Raw genomic sequence first — 22,398 nt, forward strand, 5'->3', positions numbered from 1 at the left:
TCACTCTCCTAAAAGACAAAATAACCCCCCCACACAAGGATAAAAAACACTAAAGCCACAAACTGCGCCGCGCTGCCCATGTCTTTTGCCTTTTTGGCTAGGGGGTGTTTGTGGGTGCCGGTAAAATCCACCGCATTTTCAATCGCACTGTTTAAAAGCTCTACAATTACACAAAGCACACCGGGCAAGATGAGTAAGACAAAATGGCTGAAGCTATGCGCCACAAAGCACGCGCCTACAAAACCCAAAAGTGCGAGTAACACAACTTGCTTAAACGCCGGCTCATCTGCAAACGCCGCTTTCAAGCCCTCTTTGGAATAAAGCCACGCTTGTAAAAGGCGTTTCATGGCAAGACCTTTAGCGAAAAGTGGGGCAAGAGTGCCCATAATTCTTTGGGCTGCCTCAAATCTTGCCAGCGTTTAAACGGGGCATTTTTATTGACAAGCTCAAAGCCCACAGACTCCCGCTTGTTGTTGGCAAAGTCTAAAAACTTTTGCGACAAATCCTGTGCTTTCGCCACTTCATCTTGCAAGCCCGCCACCAATAGCCCGACTAAAATCGTGCCTTTGAACGAGCGGGCGATTTCTTTTAATGCCTTATTGTAGGCTTGTGCGTCAAAACGGGGGTTTTTAATGTCCCCGCTTTTTTGCAAAATGGGGTAGAGTAAAGAGCGCATATCTTTGGAAGAGACTTTAACCCCCACTTGATCGACCAAGACTTCTAGGTCTTTTGTGGGAGACTCTTTGCCTAAGAGATTTTTAAGACTCACGGGCTTGTTGCCCTCTTTAAAGCGGGCGTTTAAAGAGAGTTGGTAGGCGGCTTTAGAATTTAAAAGTTGGCATGAGTTTTGGCCGATTAAGGTGTCTTTTAAACTCAAGTCTAAAAGGCAATGTGCCTGGGTGGGTTGCCACGCCTCTTTGGTGTGGATGTTGGGGACATCGAGTTTAAAACGCAAAGCGTTTGCCTTGACTTCCTCTAGGGCGACTCTAATCAGCCCGGTTTGGTTAGGAATGCCCGCACTTTGGCACTCAATATTTTTAAAGCCATGGCATTTAAAGGGCTTGGCGTGGATGTTTTTAGCCAGTCTGTCTAAACTCTGTTCTAATTTGTGTTTGACATCTGCACTTAATTTCAAGCCCACGCCCAAAAGCACTGCACACAAAAGCCCACCCATACCTAAAGCGATGAAGACTAATTTTTTACGCATGTTAAAAAGCTATATCCAGTTCTATGCTGCCAATGTTGTGGTTTTGGCGTTGATCTTTAAAGGTTTTGCTAAGGTCAATGGCGCTAAAGGCAAAACGCCAGCCCTTGTAAAGAATCGCCACCCCCACTTGGGCATCGTAGAGAAAATAGGGCAGCTGGGTGATGCCATGCGTCTGTGGGTCATTGCCCTGCACGAAAATGTCTAAAGGCTGAAACGAGCCCATCGCCCCGGCAAAGACATAAAAAGAAAAGCGGTTGCTGTAAGGCTCACCGCCGGCAAAATTGCTGTGGATTTGGTTAGGCCCAAAATCGGCATCTAAATTATAGCCCACCCTTAAAGTCGTGCCTAAGTTGAAGTTTGTCAAGGCGTTGCCTAGACTGAAACTTGCCGCTGGGAGCATGTCTATGCTGAAAAAACGGCTTTTATAAAAGTCAAGCTTTTGTATCCAAGTGTAGTTCAGCTCAAAGATAAATTCGTTTTTAATTTGGCTATTCCACCCTAGAAACTTTGGGTCATGCCCCCATGTGTGGATGAGATTTTGCGTTTGCGCGGCCAAAGACGCAGGGCCGACCATCCCAAAGGACACACTCGTGTGCTCTAAAGAGTGTGCGCTTCTTTGAAAAATGCCAAAGTTTAGGCGCAACCAGCCCCCATAGAGGTGCTCACCTTTAAGGGGCATAGGCAGTTTGCGGTTGGCTAGAGTGGGGGTGTACATGTCTTGCGTGAGGTAGATATTAAAGCGGGTTTCGCGCTCTTTTTTGCCCTGCAAACTCACAAAGCGCGCCCACGACATGGGCGATTTCTTTTGAAAATCGTACTCTTTGCTGACCCAGCCGATGCGTGTGCCGGCAGTGTAATAGCGGTCAATGTAGGGGTTGATGTAGCCATCGTCTTCTGTAACCAGCTGTATGTATTGCTTATGATAAGGCGTGAGGGCCTTTAAGGAGCAAAAGAGGACACAAAAAAGAGGCAAGCGCGATTTCATTTGTCTATTATAGCCAAAAAACCCTAGCAGGGGCTTATAGGGTGATGTAGTCCATTTCCATGGGGCGTTGGTGTTGCAAAATAAAGGACTTGGATTTTTCCACACCCTCTGAAGTGCCTATCATGAGCAGTTTGGACTCGCTGGCGATGATCGCCTCCCCATCGGGCATGGGGATGTAGCGTCCGTCCTTTTGGATGATGCCGATGATGAAAACCTTGGTGATTTCCCTAAAATGTGCCTCTTTAAGCTTGCGTTGCACCAGCCAACTCTCTTTAGGCACAATCACCTCTTCTAGGTCTAGTAAAGTGTCCTTTTTGTAAATGAATTTCTCTAGGATATTTTCCATATCGGGGCGAATCGCCATCGCGCTCACCCGTTGCGCCATGAGCTTTGTGGGCGACACTACACTATCAGCCCCGAGTTTCTTTAACTTCTCCAAGCCCTCATCGGTGTGTGCACTGGCGATCACATAGTAGGGCTTGCGCTTCAATTCTTTCTCAAAGAGTCTCACGCTCACAATCAGTGCCACATTGACGGGTAAAATCTCTGAGAAAGTAACAACCCCCTTAGCGCTGCTTAAATGGGTTTTTAACATAGCTAAATTCGTGTGTGGGTCGCCCACAATGTAGTGGGGGTATTTGTGCTTGATCGCCTCTTCTTCAAAGCCCTCTTTGTTATCCACCACCACAAAGGGGATTTGTGCACTTCTAAATTGTTTGCTCAGTTCTATCGTATATTCATTGTGGTAGCAAATGACATAGTGGTTTTTGAGTCTTGCGATTTTATAAATCATTTTCTTCTCCCGAATGAGTCTAGATAAAACGCCCTTGTTGATGACACTGATCAAAACGGCGACACTAAAGGTTACAACCCCCGTGCCACAGAACATGATAATGGAAGTGAAAAAGACGCTGATGGTGCCAAAGTGGCTTTCATTGAGCGCGCCAAAACCCGTAGAAGTGAAGGTGTAAGTGGTCTGAAAAAAGGCCTGGATAAGGGTGTAATCCTCTAAGGCCAAATAGCCCAAAGTCCCCACCAACACAAAACATTGGATCAAAACTAAGGGGAGACGGAAAGCCTCGAATTGTTCGTAAATCTCAGCGTTTAGGTTGTAGTCTGCCTTGACCTTCTTTTTCTTAACAGCAGAGAGAAATACCTTGACTTTTTGTAACATCGGAGGGCGGCTTAAAGCCCACCTATTTGCTCTTGCGCATGGTCCTTAGAGTCGAAGTGGCGACTTTAATTTTTTGTTTCGTGCCATCCTCTAGGGTAATGCGGATGGTGTGTAAATTAGGCAACAAACGCCTTTTGTTTTTGTTGTTGGCGTGGCTCACGCGGTTACCCACCATTGGTCCCTTGTGGCTTAGCATGCATCTTCTTGCCATCGATTCTCCTTTTGCAAAATAAAGCGAGCATTATACCCCAGTTGCGCTTAAATTAGTGCGTGGGTTGTTTAGCGGGTTTGACATCGCCCTCCATAATGCCCTCTGGTTTGGGCGTGCTTGCACTCATCACAGGCAAATCCGGGTAAATGATCGTGGGCTTTTTACCGGTCAAGGCGTTGAAGAAGGTGGCGATTTTTGTTGCCTCCTCGTCATTGATAGTGGTGCCTAGCTGAATCGCACCCATCTCTTTGATCGCATCTTTGATGTTCCAGTATTGTCCATTGTGGAAGTAGGGCATGGTTTCTAAAATGTTGCGCAAAGTGGGGACTTTTACCATGCCATTTTTATCTCCCTTGAAGTCGCCCACATTGGCGAATTTATAGGGAGCAGCCACTTGGAAGGGTTGCATCATCCCGCCTAAATTAATGCCATTGTGGCAACCCACACAGCCCTTATCTAGGAAAACCTTTAAACCTTCTTGTTCTTGCCGGCTTATCGCCTTGACATTGCCCCTTAAGAAGTCGTCATAACGGCTTGGGGTGACTAAAGTCGCCTCAAACATAGCGATGGTGTCGGTGATGAGATTGAGATCGATTTTAATGTTATTGCCATAGGCGCGCTTAAAGGCCTGACATAGCCGGGCATGGAGTTGATTTTTTCCTCCACAACTTTAGGGTTTGCATTCATCTCCACGGGGTTACTGATGGGACCCTTAGCCTGCTCATCTAAGTGCGCCACCCGCCCATCCCAAAACTGCACGGCATTAAAAACAGAGTTATACACCGTGGGGGAATTTAAAAAATGCGGATTAGGTTTCCAGCCCTCGCCCACCGCCCTAGACACCAAATCCACCCCAGCTAAACCCAAATTATGGCAAGTGTTGCAAGAGATCAAGTAAGAAGTGGAGATGCGCGGATCTAAGTAGAGCTTTTTACCCAGCTCGATTTGCGCCTTTGTCATCACCGCTCCTTGATACTTCAAACCCAGTTCTTTCACCCTTTGGATTAAATATTTCTCCAAATCCTTGCCTGTGGGCATGGGGACTAAATTCGCTTCTAGGGCTTTTTTAATGAGCCCCATGCTATCCATTTTCTTATGCGCGCTCAAGGGCGCGCTTAGGGCAAGCAAGGTACAGAGAGAAAGCTTAAAAACGTTTGGCATAAAAATCCTTTTTCCTTTTGTTTATCTTGTTGCAAGGCAGATCGATATTTTAACACAAAACCCCCGCTATATAACAAAAAATGTTAGAATACCCGCTATGAAAACGCTTTTTTTGCTAGAAGATGATTTTTTATTGCATAAGGCCCTAGCGGAGTTTTTAGAGCATGCAGGCTTTGCAGTGGTGGGGGCGTATAACCAAGCCCAAGCCCTAGAGATTTTGAGCCAACAGAGCTTTGATCTCTTGCTTTTAGATGTCCAGCTGCCCGAGGGCGATAGTTTTGGGCTGTTAGAAACTTTGCGGGATTTAAGCATCAACACCCCCGCGATTTTCATCAGTGTGCGTAGCGACATCCACGCTTTACGCAAGGCTTTTGCTGTGGGGGCGAGCGACTACCTCAAAAAGCCCTTTGAACTAGAAGAATTGCGCCTGCGTATGGAGCGCTTGCTCACTCCCCCCAAGCTGCAGATCAACCCCGAGTGCTTTTATGAAAACGGGGTCTTGCACACCGACAAACCCCACTTCTTAAGCCCCAAAGAAAAACGCTTGTTGGAGTTTTTTATCCACCATAAAAACCAAGTTTTGGCCAGCGAGCAAATCATCGCCAATGTCTGGGACTATGAGGGCGTGGACAGCTCAACTCTGCGTAGCCACATTAAGAATTTACGCAAACTCTTAGGCAAAGAGTGTTTACAAAACATCAAGGGGTTAGGCTATTGTTTAAAAATTCCATGAAACTCAACACCTATGAAAAGCAGTCCTTGCGCCGTTTTGTGGGGCTGTATTTGGGCTCGTCTTTTGTGCTCATTGTGTTCATCGCCCTATTGTTCCTCCACAACGCCAAGAGCATTTTTTTAGAGAGCACTGAGGCCCGCCTACAAAGCCAAAGCAACCAGCTCACCCAAGACATCATCCAAGCGCACATGCACCACTTGGACGAGCCCTTTAAGACCCTAGCACATAAATACAGCCATGTGCACTTCGTGCTTTTAGATGCGGCTAAACATGTGCTTTACAACCACGACTTTGGCGACGCCACAAGTTTGGCTTTCTTTGGCAAGGACGGGCCCTTTCCCGTGTTTTTAGACCAAGACAACGCCTTTTACTTAGTGGACAACAAGACCTTTGGGCATTTGGGCGTGGATTTGGTGATCTTAGAAGAGCAGCACCCCACGCATTTGTTCGCCGCCCTTTACCGCCGCGTGTTTTTGGTGTTTTTGGGGGTGTTTGCCTGTGTGGGAATCCTTTCTTTCTTTTTAGCCCGCCTGTTTTTACAGCCTTTAGCCAGTGAGCGCAGCCGCATCAACACCTTTAGCCAAAACATCGCTCACGAGCTCAACACCCCCATTACCGCCCTTTTAATCGCCGCTAAGGCGTTGTATAAACAAACAAATGACCCCAAAATCTTAGGGATTTTAGCTAGCGCTAAACGAATTTCTCACCTTTATGGGCGCCTAGCCTATCTCTACTTTCAAGAATTGCGTCAAGAAGAGCCTAGATTACTGGACCTAAAAAGCCTAGTGGCACAACAAATCACCGCCTTAGAGCAAATGGCGCATTTTTACCATGTGCGCTTAAGCAGTCAGCTAGAATCCAAGACCTTTAAAGCGTGTGAAGAAGACATCGCCACTTTAGTGAGTAATCTTTTAATGAACGCTCTCAAATACAACCAGCCCGGGGGCTTCGTGGAAGTGGTCTTGGATGATTGTTTGCAAGTGAGCAATAGCGGGGCAGCCATTCCAGAGTCCAAAATCAAGGCTTTAACTGAGCGTTACAGCCGCCTAGATTATGATCAAAAGGGCTATGGGATTGGGTTAGACTTGGTGCAACAAATTTGTATGCGCTACAATCTTGGATTAGAGATCATAAGCCAGCCCACTGATGATCCCCACCAATTTTGCAATGTCTTTAAGGTGTATTTTAATTCCTAGAGAGCAGAGACGCTAAGGTTTGGCGCGCTTGTACGTTTCCCATTTTTTGCGCCCGTCTAAAGCACTCCATCGCCTTTTCTAAGTCTTGCACCCCCCCGTGCTCGCCCTGGTAGTAAATCACACCCATGTTATACATCGCATCTGAACTGCCTAAATTCGCCGCCTTGTCAAAATATTCTAGGGCTTGCCGTATGTCCTTTTGGACCCCCTCGCCCTTGCTATACATCACACCCAAATTGTAGCAGTCTTTCACAGAGCCTAGCCTAGCCGCTTCACAAAAACACTCAAAGGCCTTTTGAGGGTCTTTAGGCACGACCTTGCCCACATGGTAGAGCACGCCTAAGTGGTGCATCGCCGCCGCATTGCCAAGTGTTCCGGCCTGCTCATAATACCTAATGGCTTGAGAAACACTCTTTTCCACCCCCCTTGCGTATTCACACATCAGCCCCAAACTATAATAAGCCTTGTTTTCGCCCAGCTTTGCAGCTTCTTGAAAGTATTCAAAGGCTTGTTGATAGTCTTTCTTAACCCCAAGCCCCCCGCTGTAAATCACGCCTAAGTTGTAGTAAGCCTTGGCGTAACCCAAGTTTGCGGATTTTAAAAAGTATTCTAGAGCTTTCTTTTCGTCCTTTGGCATGCCATCTCCGCTGGCATAGACCACGCCCAAATTATAGAGAGTTTGTGCCTTTTGTGCGATCGTCTGATCTTCCATCGCGTTTAAATTGCCCATCGCCTTAGCATCGCCCAAATCCGCCGCTTGCTGGTAGTAGGCAAGGGCTTTAAATTTGTTCTGCTCCACCCCCTTACCCGTGCGATAGAGCGTGGCCAAACTGCAAAGCGCCTCAGAGTCGCCCATGCTGCCCGCCTCTTGATAGAGTTTGATCGCCTCTTTCATGTTTTGATCCACCCCATCCCCGCTCTCATACATTGTGGCTAGGGTATAGGTGGCTTTAGCAAAGCCTAATTTCGCCGCCTCTTTTAAAAACTCTTTAGATTTTGCGCTGTCTTTGGTAACCCCCTCCCCACTTTCACACATGATGGCTAAGTTGTAAAACGCTTTGGCATCGCCTAATTTTGCCGCCTCTTTGAAATAGTCTAGGGCTTTAGCACTGTTTTTAGCCATCCCCTGCCCCTCGTAATACATCGTGCCTAAGCTCACCAACGCCTTGATGCTGCCTAATTTTGCTGCCTTTTCGTAACACTCAATGGATTTTTGATAATCCACTCCCACGCCTCCTCTACCCGTGCGAAACATTAAGGCGATGTGGTTAAGGGCGTGGGTGTCCTCTAAATCCGCCCCCTTTTGGAAGTAGTGAAGGGCTTTTTTGGAGTCTTTTTTGACCCCCCGCCCTAGGTCATACATCACACCTAGATTCACATACCCCTGACTATCGCCTAGTTCGGCGGCTTTTTGGAAATAGTGTAAGGCTTTATTATCATTGGCCTCTACGCCCTTACCCCCTGCATAAATCACGCCTAAGCCCACTAAAGCCCGTGCGCTGCCTAAATTCGCAGCGTAGGTAAAGTTCTCTAAGGCTGTGGAATAGTCTCGCTCTTTGTAAGCTTGGCTTGCCTTGTTTAAATATTCTTGATAACTCTCTTTTTCTTGGATTTGGCAGTCTAGCTCTTCTCCTAGGGTTTCCTCTTCATTGCGATCGTCTTCAAAAGCCTTTGGCATGTCATTCCTTTAGTGGCTTGATTTGCTCTAAAAGCTGGCTAATGGCTTTTAACGCCACACTTTGCAAGGCCTGAATCTGAGACAACTCTTCTTGCCCGGTTTGCTGTCGTTGGATGATGCGTCCGTGCTTGCTCTTTGTGCCCTCGTTTAAGGCGTAATCTAGCACAATCTCGGCCTTGTTATCTAAGAGCGCAAAGGTCAAGATGTTGAGCTGGAGCGTGGCTGAGGTCTCAGCATAAGGGGTGAGCGAAACCGACACGCAATGTTTAGGGGCTTGCAACAAGAGCATGTTTTTAAGCATTTTGGTCGGCAAGTCGGCAAATCTTTGCCCCTTGCTGTAAATGATTTGCCCCCCAGCTGTGCGCCGCACAATGGATTTGGTGTTGTATAAATCCGCACTCAACACTTCTAATAGACCCACACTAAAATTGTCCTTACACACCTGTGCCTCTATCGCTCCCACGCTCAAGTCGTAGTCCTTGACAACGGGCAAGACCTGCTTAAGGTTAAGGTTCAAGCACCCCGTAAAGAGCAGGGGCAGCCCAAAAAGTCCAAATTTTGCCTTCATTTGCGATCCCCAAAGATGGTTTTATAGGGGTTGGCATCGAATTTATCTATCAAACTAGAACCCTTTTGCACGAAGTTATCGATGTGGCGCAAACTCAGTTGCATTTGCATGATGAGAGGAGAGAGCATGGTTTTAAAGTCGTATTGTTTGTCGCGCACTTTGGCATCGATGTCTTGGATGAGCTGGTCGGTGTGTTTCACCAGCACATCCCCATTATCCACGAGAGTGTCGCCTTTTTTAAGGGTGTTGCTGACATTTCTTAGCACGGTGTCTAAAGCAAGACGGGTGGCATCTAGCCCTTGTGTCGCCTTTTGGATAGACGCGATGGTTTTGCTGACATTTTCAATGTTTTGGGGGTTTAGGATTTTGTCGATGGCACGGATAATGTAGAGCACTTCGTTAGAGATGTGCCCCGCATTGCCCGCAAGTTGTTCTAAAAAGCTTTGCTGGTAGTTTAGGGGGCGTTCACTGTCATTTTCGGTGTAAAACTCTTTAGAGTCGCTTTGAATCAAACTTAAATACTTCATCCCCACCAAGCCCTGTGATTCGACCTTGACCGAAGAGTTCTTGCGCACAGGCACACGCCCCAAAATGCGTAAAGTGATCTTCACCACCCCTAAATGCGCTTTGTCAAAGCCCACCTGCCGCACAGAGCCCACTTGGATGCCCTTATAGTTGACAGGGGTGTTTGTGTTGATCCCGCCCAAGTTCTTATCGGTATAGACCACATAGTCTAAGTAGTTTTTATCCTCTAAATTGACATGGCCTAGCCATAAAATGAAAAACACCATACACACCACAAAGGCCAAAAAAAGCCCCCCGATGAGTGTGTAATTCACATGCCTTTCCAAAATTTCTCTCCTCGTGTAGAATTAAATAAATTGCCCTCTTCAAGGGGGCGTGTTCGGGCGCGCGCCACAAAATCTTGCAAAGTGCCGTCAAAGTCGATGAGACCGTCTTTGAGCATGATAAAACGATCCACCGTGTTTTTCACCGAGTCTAAATCATGGGTGATCATCACCACGGTCAGTTGCAAAGATTCTTTGAGTGAATGGATCAGATCGTCGAATTTGTCCGCCGAGTAGGGGTCTAGTCCGCTCGTGGGCTCGTCTAAGAATAAAATGTCCGGGTTGGTTGCCATCGCCCGCGCCAGCCCCACGCGCTTTTTCATCCCCCCGCTGAGTTCATAGGGGTAAAGGTAGTAAGTGTTTTTATTTAAGCCCACGCGCTCCAGCCACATTTTGGCGATCTCGATGACATTGTGCTGTGGGTAATGGCTGTACTCCTCCAACATCGCCCCAACATTTTCTAAGACCGTGAGCGAGCTGTAAAGCGCGCCGAACTGAAACAACACCCCGATTCGCTGAAAAATCTTGTTGCGCTCCCTTTCTTTGAGCTTCCAAATGTCTGTATTAAAAAGTTTGATCGTGCCTTTGATGGGCTTGTTTAATAAAATCATGCTCCTTAAAAGCGTGCTTTTGCCACTCCCACTCCCCCCAAAATCGCCATCACCTCCCCCTTGTCCACGCTAAAGCTCACCCCTCTATGGATCACCCGATCCCCGTAGGCAGTGTGGATGTTTTCGACCGAAATTAAAGGGCTAGACATTGAGTTTGCTAAAAATCACCGAAAAGACGGCATCCAAGAAAATGATCCAAAACAACGCATTCACCACACTGATCGTGGTGAGCTTGCCCACGGACTCGGTGTCGCCCTTCACCTCAAAGCCCCGCATACACCCCACTAAGGCGATCGCAAAACCCCAAAAGGGGGCTTTGATCAGCCCCACAAAAAAGTGCGACACCCCGACATTGTCGTGTAAGCGGGCGACATAGTGACCAAAACCCACGCCTAATTGGTACCTAATGGCGATCATCGCCCCCAAAAGCGCAAAGACATCGGCCAAAAAGACCATCAAGGGCATGGCGATCATCAAGGCCAGCACTCGGGGTAAAACCAGGAAAGCAAAGGGATTAAGCCCCATGGTTTTCATCGCGTCCAACTCTTCGGTGATCTTCATCACCCCGATTTGGGCGGTAAAACTGGATGCGCTGCGCCCTGCCACCACCAGAGCTAAAATAAAAGGTCCCATTTCTCTAAGGGCCAATTTGGCTGTCATTTCAATACTCATTAAAGGGAAGCCCATTTGTTGTAGTTGCATCGCTCCCTGCAGTGCGATCGCAAAGCCCACCACAAAGACCGTTAAAATGCTGACCGGCAAGACCTTAAACCCACTCTCGTTGATGTGGTAGAAGAGCGGAGTCCAACAAATGGACGTGGGGCGGATAAAGCCCAACCCCACAAAATAAATCACCATGCCACAGAAGTTAAAAGTGTTTAAAAGAGTGTTGTAAAAGGTCGCCACACCCCGCCCCAGCTTCTCTAGGGGGTTTTTAAACACCCGCGAAACATGCTCTTCTTGTAAGATACTAGGATTAGCCCTAACCCAGCTCTCCACCACTTCCAACACCCGGGCGTTGTAGGCACTGGGGTTGATGAATCTAGGTTTACGCCGTCCTAGCAAGTCGTAGAGCAACATTAAAAACACGAAGTCCAAACTCCCCACCCCTTGAAAGTCAATGGCCTCGATGGGGGGCGTGTCTTTTAAAATGCTCTTCAAGTGGGAGAGCGCACGCGCTGAAGTTTTAAAATCCCAATCGCCTTGTAAAACTAAGGTTTGGGCTTGGATGTAGGCTGTACTTTGGTTTAGCAAAAAACCCCCTTGTGCGCTAAGAACCCGAGCATTTTAACCACCATTTTATGTTATGATAGGCGATTATACACTATTCGGGGTAAATATCAGTTCGTATGCGTTCTTTGGGGTTGTTGGTGTGTTTGGGTGTTGTTTGGCTAGCCTCTCCCCTGCAAGCACAAACAGACACTAAAAAATTTTTAAAATCCTTACAAAAAGAAGTGCGGCTATACGAGCGCCTGCAAAACAAGCAAAAACAGCATAAAGCAAAAGATGGCGGGTTTTTTGGCATGGGCTTTGGCATGATCGACATCAAAAAAGACAGCAAACAGGGCAAGAGTCAGACCTTCCCCATTGTGTTGAGCTTTAAGGGGGGGTATCAAAGCTACTTTTCAAGTTTCATCGGGCTCAAGGTGTTTGCGGCTTTGGACTTAGCCACTTCTGTGGTCAACTGGGATTTTAACAAACCTCCCAGCAATTCTTTTTACGGCGTGGCCTCGGCAGGCTTAGAAATCCCCATTGAGTTTAGTCTCACCCCCTCTTACCAGCACTTTTTGGGCTTTTATGCGGGCGTGGGTGGAGGGGCAGTGATCTATATGGACAACGACCAATTCCAAATGCGCAACAAACAAGAGATCAAGACCTTTGGGGTCATCATCCAAGCGGGCGCGGCTTTGACCCTCTTTTCTAAACACCGCATTGAAGTGGGTTTTAAAATCTTGCCGACTAATAAAACCCTTTTAGCCTCCCAACGCTTTGAAACTTCCCAAATGTTTAATGTGGTGTATCTATATAGGTTTTAAGGCAAGAGATGTTAGAATAGCTAAATCCCATTTTGGAGCTATTTTGAGAAAATTAGCTTTTCTGTGTTGTAGCACAGCTCTCATGCTACATGCCATCCCCACAAAACGGCTACAAAGAGTCCAAACCACACAGACCATGCGTCATGAAGAAGCCCCCCTAAGCTGGCAAAGCCCGGGGGTGAAGAATTATCTAGGCAGCCGCACGGTGATCTCACACAAGCAGCTCACACAGCAGGCAAATCAGAGCATTGAAGAAGCCTTACAAAATGTCCCTGGCGTGCATATCCGTAACTTCACCGGAACAGGAGCGATGCCTAGCTTTTCGATCCGTGGCTTTGGAGGGGGCAGCCCGGGGCATAGCAACACCGGATTAGTCTTGGTCAATGGCATCCCTGTTTATGTTGCCCCCTATGCACTCATCGGCATTTCTATTTTCCCCGTAACTTTCCAATCTGTGGATCGAATCAGTGTTACAAAGGGGGGGGAGAGTGTGCGCTATGGACCTAATGCCTTTGGGGGGTCATCAACATCATCACCAAGCCCATCCCCACAAAATGGAGCAACCAAATCGCTGAGCGCACCACCTTTTGGGGGCGCTCTAACGGGGGCTTCATCACTTCTAGCAGCGGCCCGGCAAATAAAAGCATAGGCAACAACTTTTTATACAACACCTACCTAAAAACGGGGGGCATGTTTAACAAATACGTGGGCATCCAAGCGCAGGCGAATTACATCACGGGGCAGGGTTTCCGTTACAACAGCCCCACAACCATCCAAAACTACATGCTTGACGGGCTTTACCAAATCAATGAGAACAACAAAATCACGACTTACTACCAATACTATAAATTTTTCCTAACCGACCCCGGGTCCTTAGCCCCCAGTGCCTACGACACCAATCGCTTCCAAAACAACCGCCCCCACAACACCAAGAGCGGGGACGCAAACCGCTGGGGCGTGGTGTATAAAAACTTCTTCGGCGATGAGTCTAAACTAGGCGGAGATTTCACCCTCACCTACTACGGCCATGCCATGAGTCGCGATTTCCAATTTGACTCCAACTACCTTAATGTCAACACCAACCCCACTAGGGGGCTTGTCTACACCAACGACAACTACCCCGGCTTTTTCATCGTCAACCACGCCCGCCACTTTTTCTTAAACGCCATCGAACCCAATGTCAATTTACACATCGCCACCAAGCACTTAACCCAACATTTAAACTTCGGTTTGCGTTTCATGACCAACGACATTGTCATGGCCCCCATGCAATCTACTTGTAAAACTTTAGTTAGTGGCAAATGCCAAATGCCCCCCGCCACACCCCTTTTAAAATCTAGCCAAGACATGGACAATAACTACACCGCTTTGTATTTGAGCGACAAATTAGAGTTTTTCAAGGGCAAGTTTGTCATCACACCGGGCCTGCGCTACACCTTTTTAAACTATGAGCGCAAAGTGCCCCTTAAGCCCGATTACACAAGCATGCAAACCATCAAAACCCACCAAAGCGAGTGGAGTCCGGCCTTAAACATCGGTTACAAGCCTATGGATGATTGGCTCTTTTATGGCAACTACCGCCGCAGTTTTATCCCTCCGCAAAATCGCATGATTGCGCTGTATTCGAGCAATTACAACCAACTTTTTGACGAAATGGAGTTTGGCAGCCGCTACAGCTATAAAGATAAGCTCAGTTTTAACGCCAATTACTTCTTAATTTTTGCCAAAAATTATTACTCAGGCGGCTACAGCCCCGGACCCGTGGATGCTAGAAGTCAGGGCGTGGAGCTAGAGGCTTACTACTCCCCCATAAGGGGGCTAAACTTGCATGTGGCCTACACCTACATTAATGCGGTGGTTACCAACAACGCCCTAGATGAAACCAAGTGGTTTGAGGGCATCGTCAATCACCCCTTCAACATCAAGGGCAAGCAACTGCCCTATGTGAGCCCCCATCAATTCATTTTAGGGGCGACCTACACCTATAAATACACCACCATCGGGCTGTCTAGCTACTTTTATAGCCGTGCCTATTCGTCTATGCTCAACCAAGCCCACGCGCAGACGGCGTGCTTTCCCTTAAGTGGGGCTAAAACGGGGGGCGTGAGCTATGGCTGTAACAGCGTGGGGCTCTTGCCTTGGTATTGGGTGTGGAACATCCAAATCAGCCAAGTGTTTTGGAAAAGCGGACGGCACAAGATTGTGGGCAGCTTGCAAGTGAATAATATTTTTGACATGAAATACTACTTTAGGGGCATTGGCACCAGCCCCACAGGCGACCAGCCAGCACCTGGCCGCTCAGTTACGGCGTATTTGAGCTACGAGTTTTAAAGCGCAAGAATAGCGCAAAATCAGCTATAATAAACAAAAATTCTAAAGGTTTTGTGTGTCTAATGTGTTTGAAAAAATCGTGGCTGGAGAAATCCCCTGCCAAAAAGTCCTAGAAAACGCCCAATTTTTGGCGTTTCACGACATCAACCCAGTAGCCCCCGTGCATGTGCTGGTGATTCCCAAGGTTTGCGTAAAGGATTTTAACGCCGCTAGCCCCGAGCTCTTGGCCCAAATGAGCGGCTTTATTTTAGAGGTCGTAGAAAAACTAGGGATCAAAGAGAGCGGGTATCGGCTCATCACCAATGTTGGCAGCGATGGGGGACAAGAAGTCCCCCACTTGCATTTTCACATTTTAGGGGGCGCAAAGCTTGCATGGCCAAAACTCTTTTAGACAAAGCCCAAGATAGGTTTTTAAACAGCATTTTTGCCCCCCTTCTACCTGAAGGGAGCAAACAAGAACAACTGGAGCACATCCGCCAAAGCGTGGTGCTTAAAAGTGGGGCGCGCTACTTTGACTGGACGGCTTCGGGCTTAGCTTCTACTTTAGTGGAAAAACGGGTGGCTAAGCTCTTGCCCTACTATGCCAACGCCCACTCTGGCATGTCTAAACACGCCCATTTAATGGACTTGGTCTATTTACACTGCAAGGAAAACATCCGTAAATTCTTAGGGTTTGATGAGGACTTTTTGGTGCTGAGTGCCGGCTTTGGGGCAAGTTACGCCATTAAACGCCTGCAAGAGATTTTAGGCATCTACTTGCCCCCCAAGAGCCGCCAAAGATTAGGCGATTTGCAGGGGCTAGACCTGCCAAAGGTCATTGTGGGACCTTATGAACACCACTCTAATGAAGTGAGTTGGAGAGAGGGGCTGTGCGAAGTGGTGCGTGTGGGACTGGATGAAAGGGGGCTATTTTCGATCGAGCACTTCGGCAGGCTTTTAGAACAACACTCTAAGAAACACCGCCTCATCGTGTCTGTGGGGGCAGCTTCTAATGTTACGGGGCTGGTTGTGCCTTGTGTAGAGATTGCCAAGCTTTGCAAAAAACACAATGCCCTACTAGCCTTTGACTTGGCCGCCTTTGCCCCGCATGACAATTTAAGCTCCGTGCCTTTAGACGCTTGTTTTATCGCGGCGCATAAATTTTGGGGGGGTGGGTAGCTGTGGGCTGTTGGCACTCAAAAAATCGCTCATCGACACCACTTTACCCCCCAGCTTTAGCGGTGGGGGCGTGGTGTCTTATGTAAGCCGCAGCACCCACGAGTATATCCTAGACCCCCACATGCGCGAAGAAGTCGGCACTTATGCGCTCATCCCCCTTTTAAGAGCAGCTTTAGCTTTGCAGCTAAGAAACGAGCTAGGCACAAGCTACATCAGCCGCAGAGAGAGCATGCTGACTAAAGTCTTCTTACAAGGCTTGCAAAACATCCCCGCCTTAAACATTTACGGGTCTTTGCAGGCTAAGAGGGTGGGCAATGTGGCGTTTAACGCAAGCGGGGTGAGTTGCTACGATTTAGCCCCCCTGCTTAGTCATCACTACGGCATTGAAACACGGGCGGGCTGCTCGTGCGCAGGGCCCTACGGACACGATTTATTAGGGTTACAAGACAGCCGCTTTTGCACGCTTAAAGCCAAGGGGCAAACCCCGGGCTGGTTGCGTGTGAGCCTGCACTACACCCACAGCCTTGAAGACATAGACCATCTCTTAGACAGACTCCAAAAGGCGATTAAAACTTTGCGTGGAGGTTAAAGATGGACGAACAACCCGAGAAAACTTGGATTGAGCTAGACGAATTTGTCGCCGTGTCTAAACTGCCTAAAGAGCGGGTGTTGGCACTCATACAAGACAAGAGCATAGACAGCAAGCATGACGCCCAGAAAATTTGGGTGGATTTACACAGCGCGGCGCAAATTTTAGCCAAAAGGGGGAGCAGCAAAAGCCTCGTGGCGGCTAAGGCAGGTTATCCTACCCTGCTAGAAAACACCCCCACAGACCCCGCCTATGTGGAAAAAACCATCAACACCATTTTAAATTTGCACGATAAGGTCGTGGGGGCTAAAGATGAAACCATCGCCGCCTATAAAAACGAAAACACCCTACTCAAAGAAGCCCTAATCTCCATGCAAGAAATTTATGATGAAGACAAAAAGACCATCGCCTTGCTGCAAGAGGAATTAGACCGCGTGCGTGAGGAAGTGGAGTTTATGAAACGCAAATACCGCCTCATGTGGGGCAAGGTGACGGACATGGGGAGCTTGAAGTGATTAAGGGATTTTAGCGAGCAGTTGCCCGAGTTTGGCGTTCAAGTCGGCGATTTCTTGGATTTTGTTTAGATGGAGTTTAAAAAGCTCAATGGGGGTGATTTCTTTATTGTGGAAACTCTCTTTAATTTGGGCCTTTGTTTGGGCGTTGAAACGTTCGTTTAGGGTGATTTTATAGCGTCTACCCCCAATGCTCACTTCAATCAGCTCAACAGAATTCATCTTTCCTCAAAGGCTTTGATCATCGTGTCGTAAATGTCTTGTATGCGCTTGTCTTTGGCAGCAATGTCTTCATAGAGGCTGGCGATTTGGCGGTCGCGCTCTTCGTTTTGCGTGGCGATCGTGGCGTTCTCCAGCCGTAGGTTTTTGTTCTCTTCTTCTAAAAGCGTGAGCCTGAGGAGCAACTCTTCTACTTTTTCTTGCAGTTTGTCTAAAATCTCAGCCCCCATGCGTGTCCTTTAAACAAAATTAAGCGTCTATTATAGCAAAGTTTAAATGTCTTGCGGGTCAATGTCAATTTTAAACACCCCCTTAGCCTGTGCTTGCAAAGCGTTTAAAACTTGGTGCAAATCTTTGGTGGAAGCCGCGCTCAGTAAGATTTGCAAGCGGTGTTGTCCGGCAATTTTTGCCACCCTAGCCACCCCCGCACCTAAAATCTCCACGCCCTGATATTGCTCTAAAAGGGGTTTTAAGATGTCTAACCCCCCTTGCATGTGCGCTGCAGCACTTTCTAAATCCTTGCCCCTAAACTCAATATGTGCCAAACGCCTTAAGGGGGGAAAGCACGGCGTTCTCATTTGCAACTCGGCTTTTAAAAAGTCTTCAAAATCGGCGGTGTATTGCTGTAAAAAAGGGGCATTCAAGCTTTGGATCAACACCCGCCCGCTCTCTTTACGCCCGCTGCGCCCCGCAATTTGGTGCATTAAGGCGACTCCCTCTTCATAACTGCGGTAACTCCCATTGTTAAGCACCTCATCCAAGCCCAAAACCACCGCCAAGCCCACCCTGTGGTAGTCATGCCCTTTGGCGAGCATTTGCGTGCCGATTAAAATATCTATTTGGTGGGTGTTGAAGTCGTCTAAAATGCGCTGTATTTGCTTATTTGTGTGGGTGTGGTCCTTGTCTAAAACCCCGATGCGCGCACTGGGCAAGAGTTGCTCTAGCTCGCTTTTTAACTGCTGTGTGCCGATGCGCTTGCCCGCTAGGCTGTCTTGCTTACAAACGGGGCAGATTTTGGGGATTTGCTCTTCATGCTGGCAGTAGTGGCAGCGCATGCGCTTGTCCTTAAGGTGTAAACTCATATTTACACTGCAAAAGGGGCAACGCACGCCCCCCCCACAGCTAAGGCAAATGAGCTTTTTAAACGAAGCTCTTGTGGGTAAAAATATAATGCTTTGTTGTTGTGCTTGCAAACTTTGGGCTAAATGGTTTAATAAAAGCGGAGTGAGGGCGGTTTTGCTTTCTTCAAAGATGATTTCTTGGGGGCTTTCAAAGTAACGCCCCCTTAGCCGCACAAGGCTGTGGTTTTCTTTGGCTCTATAATACGAGCGTAAATGTGGGGTCGCCGAGCCTAAAATGACTTGAATGGGCAGTTTGCTGGCTAAATACAAGGCACAATCTCTGGCGTTGTAATAAGGGGCAAGGCTAGCCTTATAAGCCTGATCGTGCTCTTCATCCACGAGCACTAGCCCCAAATTGGGCATGGGTAAAAACAAGGCACTTCTTGTGCCGACTATGATTTTAGTTTGTCCGCTAGCAATGTGTGCTAGGGTTTGCTTTCTCTCTAGGGGGCTTAATTTGCTGTGCCACAGCCCCACTTGTGTGCCAAAATTTTTAAGCAAAAGGCGTTGTGTTTGGGGGGTAAGCCCAATCTCAGGCACAAGCACCACCACGCTTTGATTCTCTTGCAATGTCTCTAAAATCAAATGGCTGTAAATGTGGGTTTTGCCGCTGCCCGTGTCGCCAAAGAGCAGGGCACTTTTTAAGGGCTTTAAGGCGTTTAGGGCTTCTTGTTGGGCTGGGCTTAGGGGCTTAGATTGGGGCTGGGCTTAAGAGGGGCTAGGGGCTTTTGGCTCTTGCTAAAGGGGGTAAAAAGCGTGGCAGCCAAAGAGGGTGTGGAGCAGTAATAAGCAGCAATGAACTCTAAAAGCAGCATTTGGGGGGCATTAAGATAAAAGTTAGTGGGGCTTGCCTCTTTGCACTCAAAGCTAGGTTCCTCACATGCGCTTAACACCACGCCCTTGCAAGATCGCTCATTTAAGGGAACTTGCACGATGTCGCCCACTTGCAAGGGGCTTTGGCTTTGGTAAGTCAAAGGCTTTAGATTGTGTTTTAGCACGGCTACGCTGTAATACTTTGGCATAAAAATCCTTCTCTTTTTTAGCTATGATAGAGCCTTGATTTTAACAAAAGCGAGCAAAATGGACTTTATCCTACAAGCCCCCTACCAACCAAGCTTGGAGCAAGAAAAAGCGGTGTCACAGCTTTTACAAGGCGTTAAGCAAGGGGCCACTTACCAAACCTTGCTGGGTGTTACAGGCAGCGGCAAGACCTTTAGCATGGCGCAACTCATCGCCAAATTGCAAATGCCGACCTTAGTCATGTCGCACAACAAAACCCTTTGTGCCCAGCTTTACAGCGAGTTTAAAGGCTTTTTCCCCAAAAACCATGTGGAGTATTTTATCTCTTACTTTGACTACTACCAGCCCGAGTCCTATATCCCAAGACGCGATTTATTCATTGAAAAGGACAGCGCGATCAATGAAGATTTAGAACGCTTGCGTCTGAGCGCCATCACTTCGCTACTAGGCTATGACGATGTCATTGTCGTGGCAAGCGTTTCAGCAAATTACGGCTTTGGCGACCCTATGGAGTATTTAAGCATGCTCACAAAGTTAGAGGTCGGGCAAAGCGTGGCTTATACAGAGTTTTTAAGAAAACTCATAGACATGGGCTATGAACGCCACGACATATTAGAGAGGGGTAAGTTTCGGGTGGTGGGCGAGAGTGTGGATATTTTCCCCGCTTACAACGACACAAATTTTATCCGTGTGGAGTTTTTTGGCGATGAGATCGAGCGCCTTTACAGCTTTGATGCTTTGGAGAACAAACCCCTTAAATCCCTAGAAAGCTACATTCTCTACGCCGCAAACGCTTTCATTGTGAGTCAAAGCCGCCTTAAAAGTGCTCTAGATAGCATTGAAGCCGAGTTAGCCGAGCGGCTTAAATTCTTTAAGGAACACAACAAGCCCCTAGAATATGAGAGGCTAAAAACGCGCACAGAATTTGACTTAGAGATGATGGCAGCCACGGGTATATGCAAGGGGATTGAAAACTACTCAAGGCATTTTACCGACAAACAAGCGGGCGACACCCCCTACACCTTGCTAGACTATTTCGCCCAAAAGAAACGCCCCTTTTTGGTGATTGTCGATGAGTCGCATGTCAGCTTGCCCCAATTTAAGGGCATGTATGCCGGGGATCACAGCCGCAAGCAGGTTCTCGTGGATTATGGCTTTAGGTTGCCCTCCGCCCTAGACAACCGCCCCCTAAAGTATGAAGAATTTATCAGCAAGCCCCCCCATTTTCTCTTTGTCTCCGCCACGCCAAACCCCCTAGAGTTGGAGCTCTCAAGAGGGCACATTGCCGAACAAATCGTACGCCCCACAGGACTACTAGACCCCGAGTATGAAGTCCGCCCCACTAAGCACCAAGTGCAAGACCTATACGACACGATTAAACAAGTGGTGGCACGCAAAGAGCGGGTGTTGGTCACGACTCTGACTAAAAAAATGGCTGAAGAGCTGTGTAAGCACTACTTAGAGGGGGGCTTAAAGGTGCAATACCTACACAGCGACATCGATGCGATTGAGCGCAACCACTTAATCCGCTCATTCCGCTTAGGTGAATTTGACATTTTGATTGGCATTAATCTGCTGAGAGAGGGGCTAGACTTGCCCGAAGTGTCCTTAGTGGCGATTTTGGATGCAGATAAGGAGGGGTTTTTACGCAGCACCACCGCCCTAATTCAAACGATGGGGCGGGTGGCGCGCCACATCCATGGCAAAGTGATTTTCTACGCCGATAAAATCACCGCGAGCATGCAAGAGGCAATGACAACCACTGACAACAGGCGTGCGATTCAAATCGCCTTCAACCAAGCCCACAACATCACGCCTAAAAGCACAAGTCGCCCCCTTGAAGATGAGCTGAAAGACTACACTCCCCAAAAACCCAAAGCCACAGACAAAATGCCTAAAAAAGAAAAAGAGCAGTTGATTAAAAAATTACGGCAGCAAATGCAAGAGAGGGCGCGGGTGCTCGACTTTGAGGCGGCGGCAAAATTACGCGATGAAATCGCCAAACTTAGGGGGCTTTAGTGGAGTTTCACAGCTTTGCGCCCTTCATGCACGAGTGGCTGTATGGTGCAAATGGCTACTACCGCCACGCTTGCATAGGCACAAAAGGGGACTTTTACACTTCTGTGAGCGCGAGCGGCTTTTTAGGGGGGACTCTTGCCTTTTATCTTTTGGGGCTTTTAGAAAAGGGGGTGCTGGACTTGCCCTTAAGCGTGGTGGAGATTGGGGCGGGATCGGGGCAGTTAATGGCGGATTTGGGGCGTTTTTTAAGGGATTTAAGCGTTGGGGAGGTGTTAAAGGGTGTGCGTTTTGTGTGTGTCGAGCCTTTATGTGAGCTAGCCGCCCTACAAAAAAGACGCTTAGAAAAAGAGGGCGTACATTTAGCACATGTGGCAAGTGTTGAGGGCTTAAAGGGGCTAAAAAATGCCTTTATCTACAGCAATGAACTTTGGGACAGCTTTGCGTGCGAGCTGGTGCAAGCCGGGCAGATTTTAAGCGTCCAAGATTTTAAACCCATTTGGCGGGCTTTAGAGGACAGCGAGCTAAAACGCCTTGAGGGCTTTTACCCTTTGGGGGTGTGTGCCTTTTGCTTGGGAGGGGTTTATCACTAAATTATGCCAAAATTTAAGGGGGGCTAGGTGGGTGTTTGCCAGCTTTGATTACGGGCAATATGGCTTTGAGCCCATGAGTCTTAGAGGCTACAAGGCACACCAAGTTTTAGGACTAGAGGACATTTTAAGCGATCTTAGGGGGCTTTATCAACAAATCGATTTGACCTATGACATAGATTTTAAATTGCTAGAGGGTTTATTTAAGGCACAGGGGGCATGCTTGGTATTTTATGGTACGCAGTGTGCCACGCTTTTAGAAATGGGTTTTGCTAAACTTTTAGACTTATTCGCCCAAAATGTCCCTTACGCCACTTACCAAAGAGAGGCCTTTAAAGCCCACGCCTTGATTAGCCCCGAGGGCTTGGGCGAACGCTTTAAGGGGCTGATTGTGGCAAGCTCTTAGGGATTTAGGGGCACGCCCTTAAACTCTA

21 protein-coding genes and 4 pseudogenes are annotated in these 22,398 nt (G+C 47.9%); 10 read left to right on the forward strand and 15 right to left on the reverse strand.

The annotated features are described in order from the left end of the window. Window positions 1–8: 8 nt before the first annotated feature. From QUE23_RS01815 to QUE23_RS01840, 6 genes and pseudogenes are all read right to left on the reverse strand, one after another. On the reverse strand, window positions 9–347 hold the full coding sequence (locus QUE23_RS01815) for a diacylglycerol kinase (RefSeq protein WP_286348988.1): 339 nt from the start codon (window positions 345–347) through the stop codon (window positions 9–11). Continuing rightward, window positions 344–1,207 (reverse strand): hypothetical protein, encoded by an 864-nt coding sequence (locus tag QUE23_RS01820; protein ID WP_286348989.1) that lies wholly within the window; start codon window positions 1,205–1,207, stop codon window positions 344–346. The genes QUE23_RS01815 and QUE23_RS01820 overlap by 4 nt, the downstream gene beginning before the upstream one ends. 1 nt (window position 1,208) lies before the next feature. Beyond that, the gene (locus tag QUE23_RS01825; protein WP_286348990.1) at window positions 1,209–2,192 is read right to left on the reverse strand and encodes a lipid A deacylase LpxR family protein; all 984 of its coding nucleotides are present in this window, start codon (window positions 2,190–2,192) and stop codon (window positions 1,209–1,211) included. A gap of 34 nt (window positions 2,193–2,226) precedes the next feature. Beyond that, window positions 2,227–3,366 (reverse strand): potassium channel family protein, encoded by a 1,140-nt coding sequence (locus tag QUE23_RS01830; protein ID WP_104691824.1) that lies wholly within the window; start codon window positions 3,364–3,366, stop codon window positions 2,227–2,229. Between the two features lie 22 nt (window positions 3,367–3,388). Further along, window positions 3,389–3,577: a 50S ribosomal protein L28 gene (rpmB, locus tag QUE23_RS01835; RefSeq protein ID WP_104691825.1), complete on the reverse strand. Its 189-nt coding sequence runs from the start codon at window positions 3,575–3,577 to the stop codon at window positions 3,389–3,391. Window positions 3,578–3,629: 52 nt separating this feature from the next. Further along, window positions 3,630–4,666, reverse strand: a pseudogene (locus QUE23_RS01840) (cytochrome-c peroxidase). A gap of 169 nt (window positions 4,667–4,835) precedes the next feature. Between QUE23_RS01840 and crdR the strand changes: the two are divergent. Both crdR and QUE23_RS01850 read left to right on the forward strand, forming a co-directional pair. Further along, window positions 4,836–5,471, forward strand: coding sequence for a copper response regulator transcription factor CrdR (gene crdR / locus QUE23_RS01845; RefSeq protein ID WP_286348991.1), 636 nt, complete (start codon window positions 4,836–4,838; stop codon window positions 5,469–5,471). After that, window positions 5,453–6,667 (forward strand): sensor histidine kinase, encoded by a 1,215-nt coding sequence (locus QUE23_RS01850; RefSeq protein ID WP_286348992.1) that lies wholly within the window; start codon window positions 5,453–5,455, stop codon window positions 6,665–6,667. Before crdR ends, QUE23_RS01850 begins: the two co-directional genes overlap by 19 nt. Here the strand turns inward: QUE23_RS01850 and QUE23_RS01855 are convergent. The 5 genes and pseudogenes from QUE23_RS01855 to QUE23_RS01875 form a co-directional block, all read right to left on the reverse strand. Continuing rightward, the gene (locus tag QUE23_RS01855) at window positions 6,657–8,345 is read right to left on the reverse strand and encodes an SEL1-like repeat protein (protein WP_286348993.1); all 1,689 of its coding nucleotides are present in this window, start codon (window positions 8,343–8,345) and stop codon (window positions 6,657–6,659) included. The genes QUE23_RS01850 and QUE23_RS01855 overlap by 11 nt on opposite strands. A 1-nt stretch (window position 8,346) precedes the next feature. After that, complete coding sequence (locus QUE23_RS01860) at window positions 8,347–8,913, reverse strand: ABC-type transport auxiliary lipoprotein family protein (protein ID WP_286348994.1); 567 nt, start codon at window positions 8,911–8,913, stop codon at window positions 8,347–8,349. Further along, window positions 8,910–9,764 (reverse strand): MlaD family protein, encoded by an 855-nt coding sequence (locus tag QUE23_RS01865; RefSeq protein WP_286348995.1) that lies wholly within the window; start codon window positions 9,762–9,764, stop codon window positions 8,910–8,912. Before QUE23_RS01865 ends, QUE23_RS01860 begins: the two co-directional genes overlap by 4 nt. Beyond that, a pseudogene (locus tag QUE23_RS01870) lies at window positions 9,749–10,521 on the reverse strand (ABC transporter ATP-binding protein). The gene QUE23_RS01865 and the pseudogene QUE23_RS01870 overlap by 16 nt, the downstream one beginning before the upstream one ends. Then, window positions 10,514–11,626: an MlaE family lipid ABC transporter permease subunit gene (locus QUE23_RS01875; RefSeq protein ID WP_286348996.1), complete on the reverse strand. Its 1,113-nt coding sequence runs from the start codon at window positions 11,624–11,626 to the stop codon at window positions 10,514–10,516. The pseudogene QUE23_RS01870 and the gene QUE23_RS01875 overlap by 8 nt, the downstream one beginning before the upstream one ends. A gap of 95 nt (window positions 11,627–11,721) precedes the next feature. On the opposite strand from QUE23_RS01875, the gene QUE23_RS01880 reads away from it, so the two are divergent. The 5 genes and pseudogenes from QUE23_RS01880 to QUE23_RS01900 all read left to right on the forward strand — a co-directional run bounded on the left by QUE23_RS01880 (window position 11,722) and on the right by QUE23_RS01900 (window position 17,001). Beyond that, entirely contained in the window at window positions 11,722–12,408 is a 687-nt protein-coding gene (locus tag QUE23_RS01880; protein ID WP_286348997.1) for an outer membrane beta-barrel protein, read from the forward strand. Window positions 12,409–12,490: 82 nt separating this feature from the next. Further along, window positions 12,491–14,739: pseudogene (locus QUE23_RS01885) on the forward strand (TonB-dependent receptor family protein). Window positions 14,740–14,794: 55 nt separating this feature from the next. After that, complete coding sequence (locus tag QUE23_RS01890) at window positions 14,795–15,130, forward strand: histidine triad nucleotide-binding protein (protein WP_286348998.1); 336 nt, start codon at window positions 14,795–14,797, stop codon at window positions 15,128–15,130. Next, window positions 15,112–16,486 (forward strand): annotated as a pseudogene (locus QUE23_RS01895) (aminotransferase class V-fold PLP-dependent enzyme). The gene QUE23_RS01890 and the pseudogene QUE23_RS01895 overlap by 19 nt, the downstream one beginning before the upstream one ends. A gap of 2 nt (window positions 16,487–16,488) precedes the next feature. After that, window positions 16,489–17,001, forward strand: coding sequence for a DUF3972 domain-containing protein (locus QUE23_RS01900; RefSeq protein ID WP_286348999.1), 513 nt, complete (start codon window positions 16,489–16,491; stop codon window positions 16,999–17,001). Here QUE23_RS01900 and QUE23_RS01905 read toward each other — a convergent pair whose 3' ends face one another. The 4 genes from QUE23_RS01905 to QUE23_RS01920 are packed head-to-tail and all read right to left on the reverse strand — an operon-like array spanning window position 17,002 to window position 19,360. Then, window positions 17,002–17,220, reverse strand: coding sequence for a hypothetical protein (locus tag QUE23_RS01905; RefSeq protein ID WP_286349000.1), 219 nt, complete (start codon window positions 17,218–17,220; stop codon window positions 17,002–17,004). Further along, window positions 17,217–17,447, reverse strand: a complete 231-nt coding sequence (locus tag QUE23_RS01910) for a cell division protein ZapB (protein WP_286349001.1) — start codon at window positions 17,445–17,447, stop codon at window positions 17,217–17,219. The genes QUE23_RS01905 and QUE23_RS01910 overlap by 4 nt, the downstream gene beginning before the upstream one ends. A 42-nt stretch (window positions 17,448–17,489) precedes the next feature. Next, on the reverse strand, window positions 17,490–18,971 hold the full coding sequence (gene priA / locus QUE23_RS01915; protein ID WP_286349473.1) for a replication restart helicase PriA: 1,482 nt from the start codon (window positions 18,969–18,971) through the stop codon (window positions 17,490–17,492). Window positions 18,972–19,021: 50 nt separating this feature from the next. Then, entirely contained in the window at window positions 19,022–19,360 is a 339-nt protein-coding gene (locus QUE23_RS01920) for a primosomal protein N' family DNA-binding protein (RefSeq protein ID WP_286349002.1), read from the reverse strand. A 58-nt stretch (window positions 19,361–19,418) separates the two neighbouring features. Here QUE23_RS01920 and uvrB point away from each other — a divergent pair, with 58 nt between their 5' ends. The 3 genes from uvrB to QUE23_RS01935 are packed head-to-tail and all read left to right on the forward strand — an operon-like array spanning window position 19,419 to window position 22,370. Next, entirely contained in the window at window positions 19,419–21,377 is a 1,959-nt protein-coding gene (gene uvrB, locus QUE23_RS01925; RefSeq protein WP_286349003.1) for an excinuclease ABC subunit UvrB, read from the forward strand. Next, window positions 21,377–21,967, forward strand: a complete 591-nt coding sequence (locus QUE23_RS01930) for an SAM-dependent methyltransferase (protein ID WP_286349004.1) — start codon at window positions 21,377–21,379, stop codon at window positions 21,965–21,967. Before uvrB ends, QUE23_RS01930 begins: the two co-directional genes overlap by 1 nt. Next, window positions 21,936–22,370, forward strand: a complete 435-nt coding sequence (locus tag QUE23_RS01935; RefSeq protein WP_286349005.1) for a hypothetical protein — start codon at window positions 21,936–21,938, stop codon at window positions 22,368–22,370. The genes QUE23_RS01930 and QUE23_RS01935 overlap by 32 nt, the downstream gene beginning before the upstream one ends. Window positions 22,371–22,398 lie beyond the last annotated feature (28 nt).

Origin of the sequence: Helicobacter felistomachi, from assembly GCF_030296895.1 — a bacterium.
Classification (GTDB): Bacteria; Campylobacterota; Campylobacteria; order Campylobacterales; family Helicobacteraceae; genus Helicobacter; species Helicobacter felistomachi.

Coding starts and splice junctions, on each gene's coding strand:
- uvrB (WP_286349003.1), top strand. CDS start 19,419: ATGGACTTTATCCTACAAGCCCCCTACCAACCAAGCTTGGAGCAAGAA.
- crdR (WP_286348991.1), top strand. CDS start 4,836: ATGAAAACGCTTTTTTTGCTAGAAGATGATTTTTTATTGCATAAGGCC.
- QUE23_RS01815 (WP_286348988.1), bottom strand. CDS start 347: ATGAAACGCCTTTTACAAGCGTGGCTTTATTCCAAAGAGGGCTTGAAA.
- QUE23_RS01880 (WP_286348997.1), top strand. CDS start 11,722: ATGCGTTCTTTGGGGTTGTTGGTGTGTTTGGGTGTTGTTTGGCTAGCC.
- QUE23_RS01860 (WP_286348994.1), bottom strand. CDS start 8,913: ATGAAGGCAAAATTTGGACTTTTTGGGCTGCCCCTGCTCTTTACGGGG.
- QUE23_RS01830 (WP_104691824.1), bottom strand. CDS start 3,366: ATGTTACAAAAAGTCAAGGTATTTCTCTCTGCTGTTAAGAAAAAGAAG.
- QUE23_RS01855 (WP_286348993.1), bottom strand. CDS start 8,345: ATGCCAAAGGCTTTTGAAGACGATCGCAATGAAGAGGAAACCCTAGGA.
- QUE23_RS01920 (WP_286349002.1), bottom strand. CDS start 19,360: ATGCCAAAGTATTACAGCGTAGCCGTGCTAAAACACAATCTAAAGCCT.
- rpmB (WP_104691825.1), bottom strand. CDS start 3,577: ATGGCAAGAAGATGCATGCTAAGCCACAAGGGACCAATGGTGGGTAAC.
- QUE23_RS01905 (WP_286349000.1), bottom strand. CDS start 17,220: ATGAATTCTGTTGAGCTGATTGAAGTGAGCATTGGGGGTAGACGCTAT.
- QUE23_RS01820 (WP_286348989.1), bottom strand. CDS start 1,207: ATGCGTAAAAAATTAGTCTTCATCGCTTTAGGTATGGGTGGGCTTTTG.
- QUE23_RS01900 (WP_286348999.1), top strand. CDS start 16,489: ATGGACGAACAACCCGAGAAAACTTGGATTGAGCTAGACGAATTTGTC.
- QUE23_RS01825 (WP_286348990.1), bottom strand. CDS start 2,192: ATGAAATCGCGCTTGCCTCTTTTTTGTGTCCTCTTTTGCTCCTTAAAG.
- QUE23_RS01910 (WP_286349001.1), bottom strand. CDS start 17,447: ATGGGGGCTGAGATTTTAGACAAACTGCAAGAAAAAGTAGAAGAGTTG.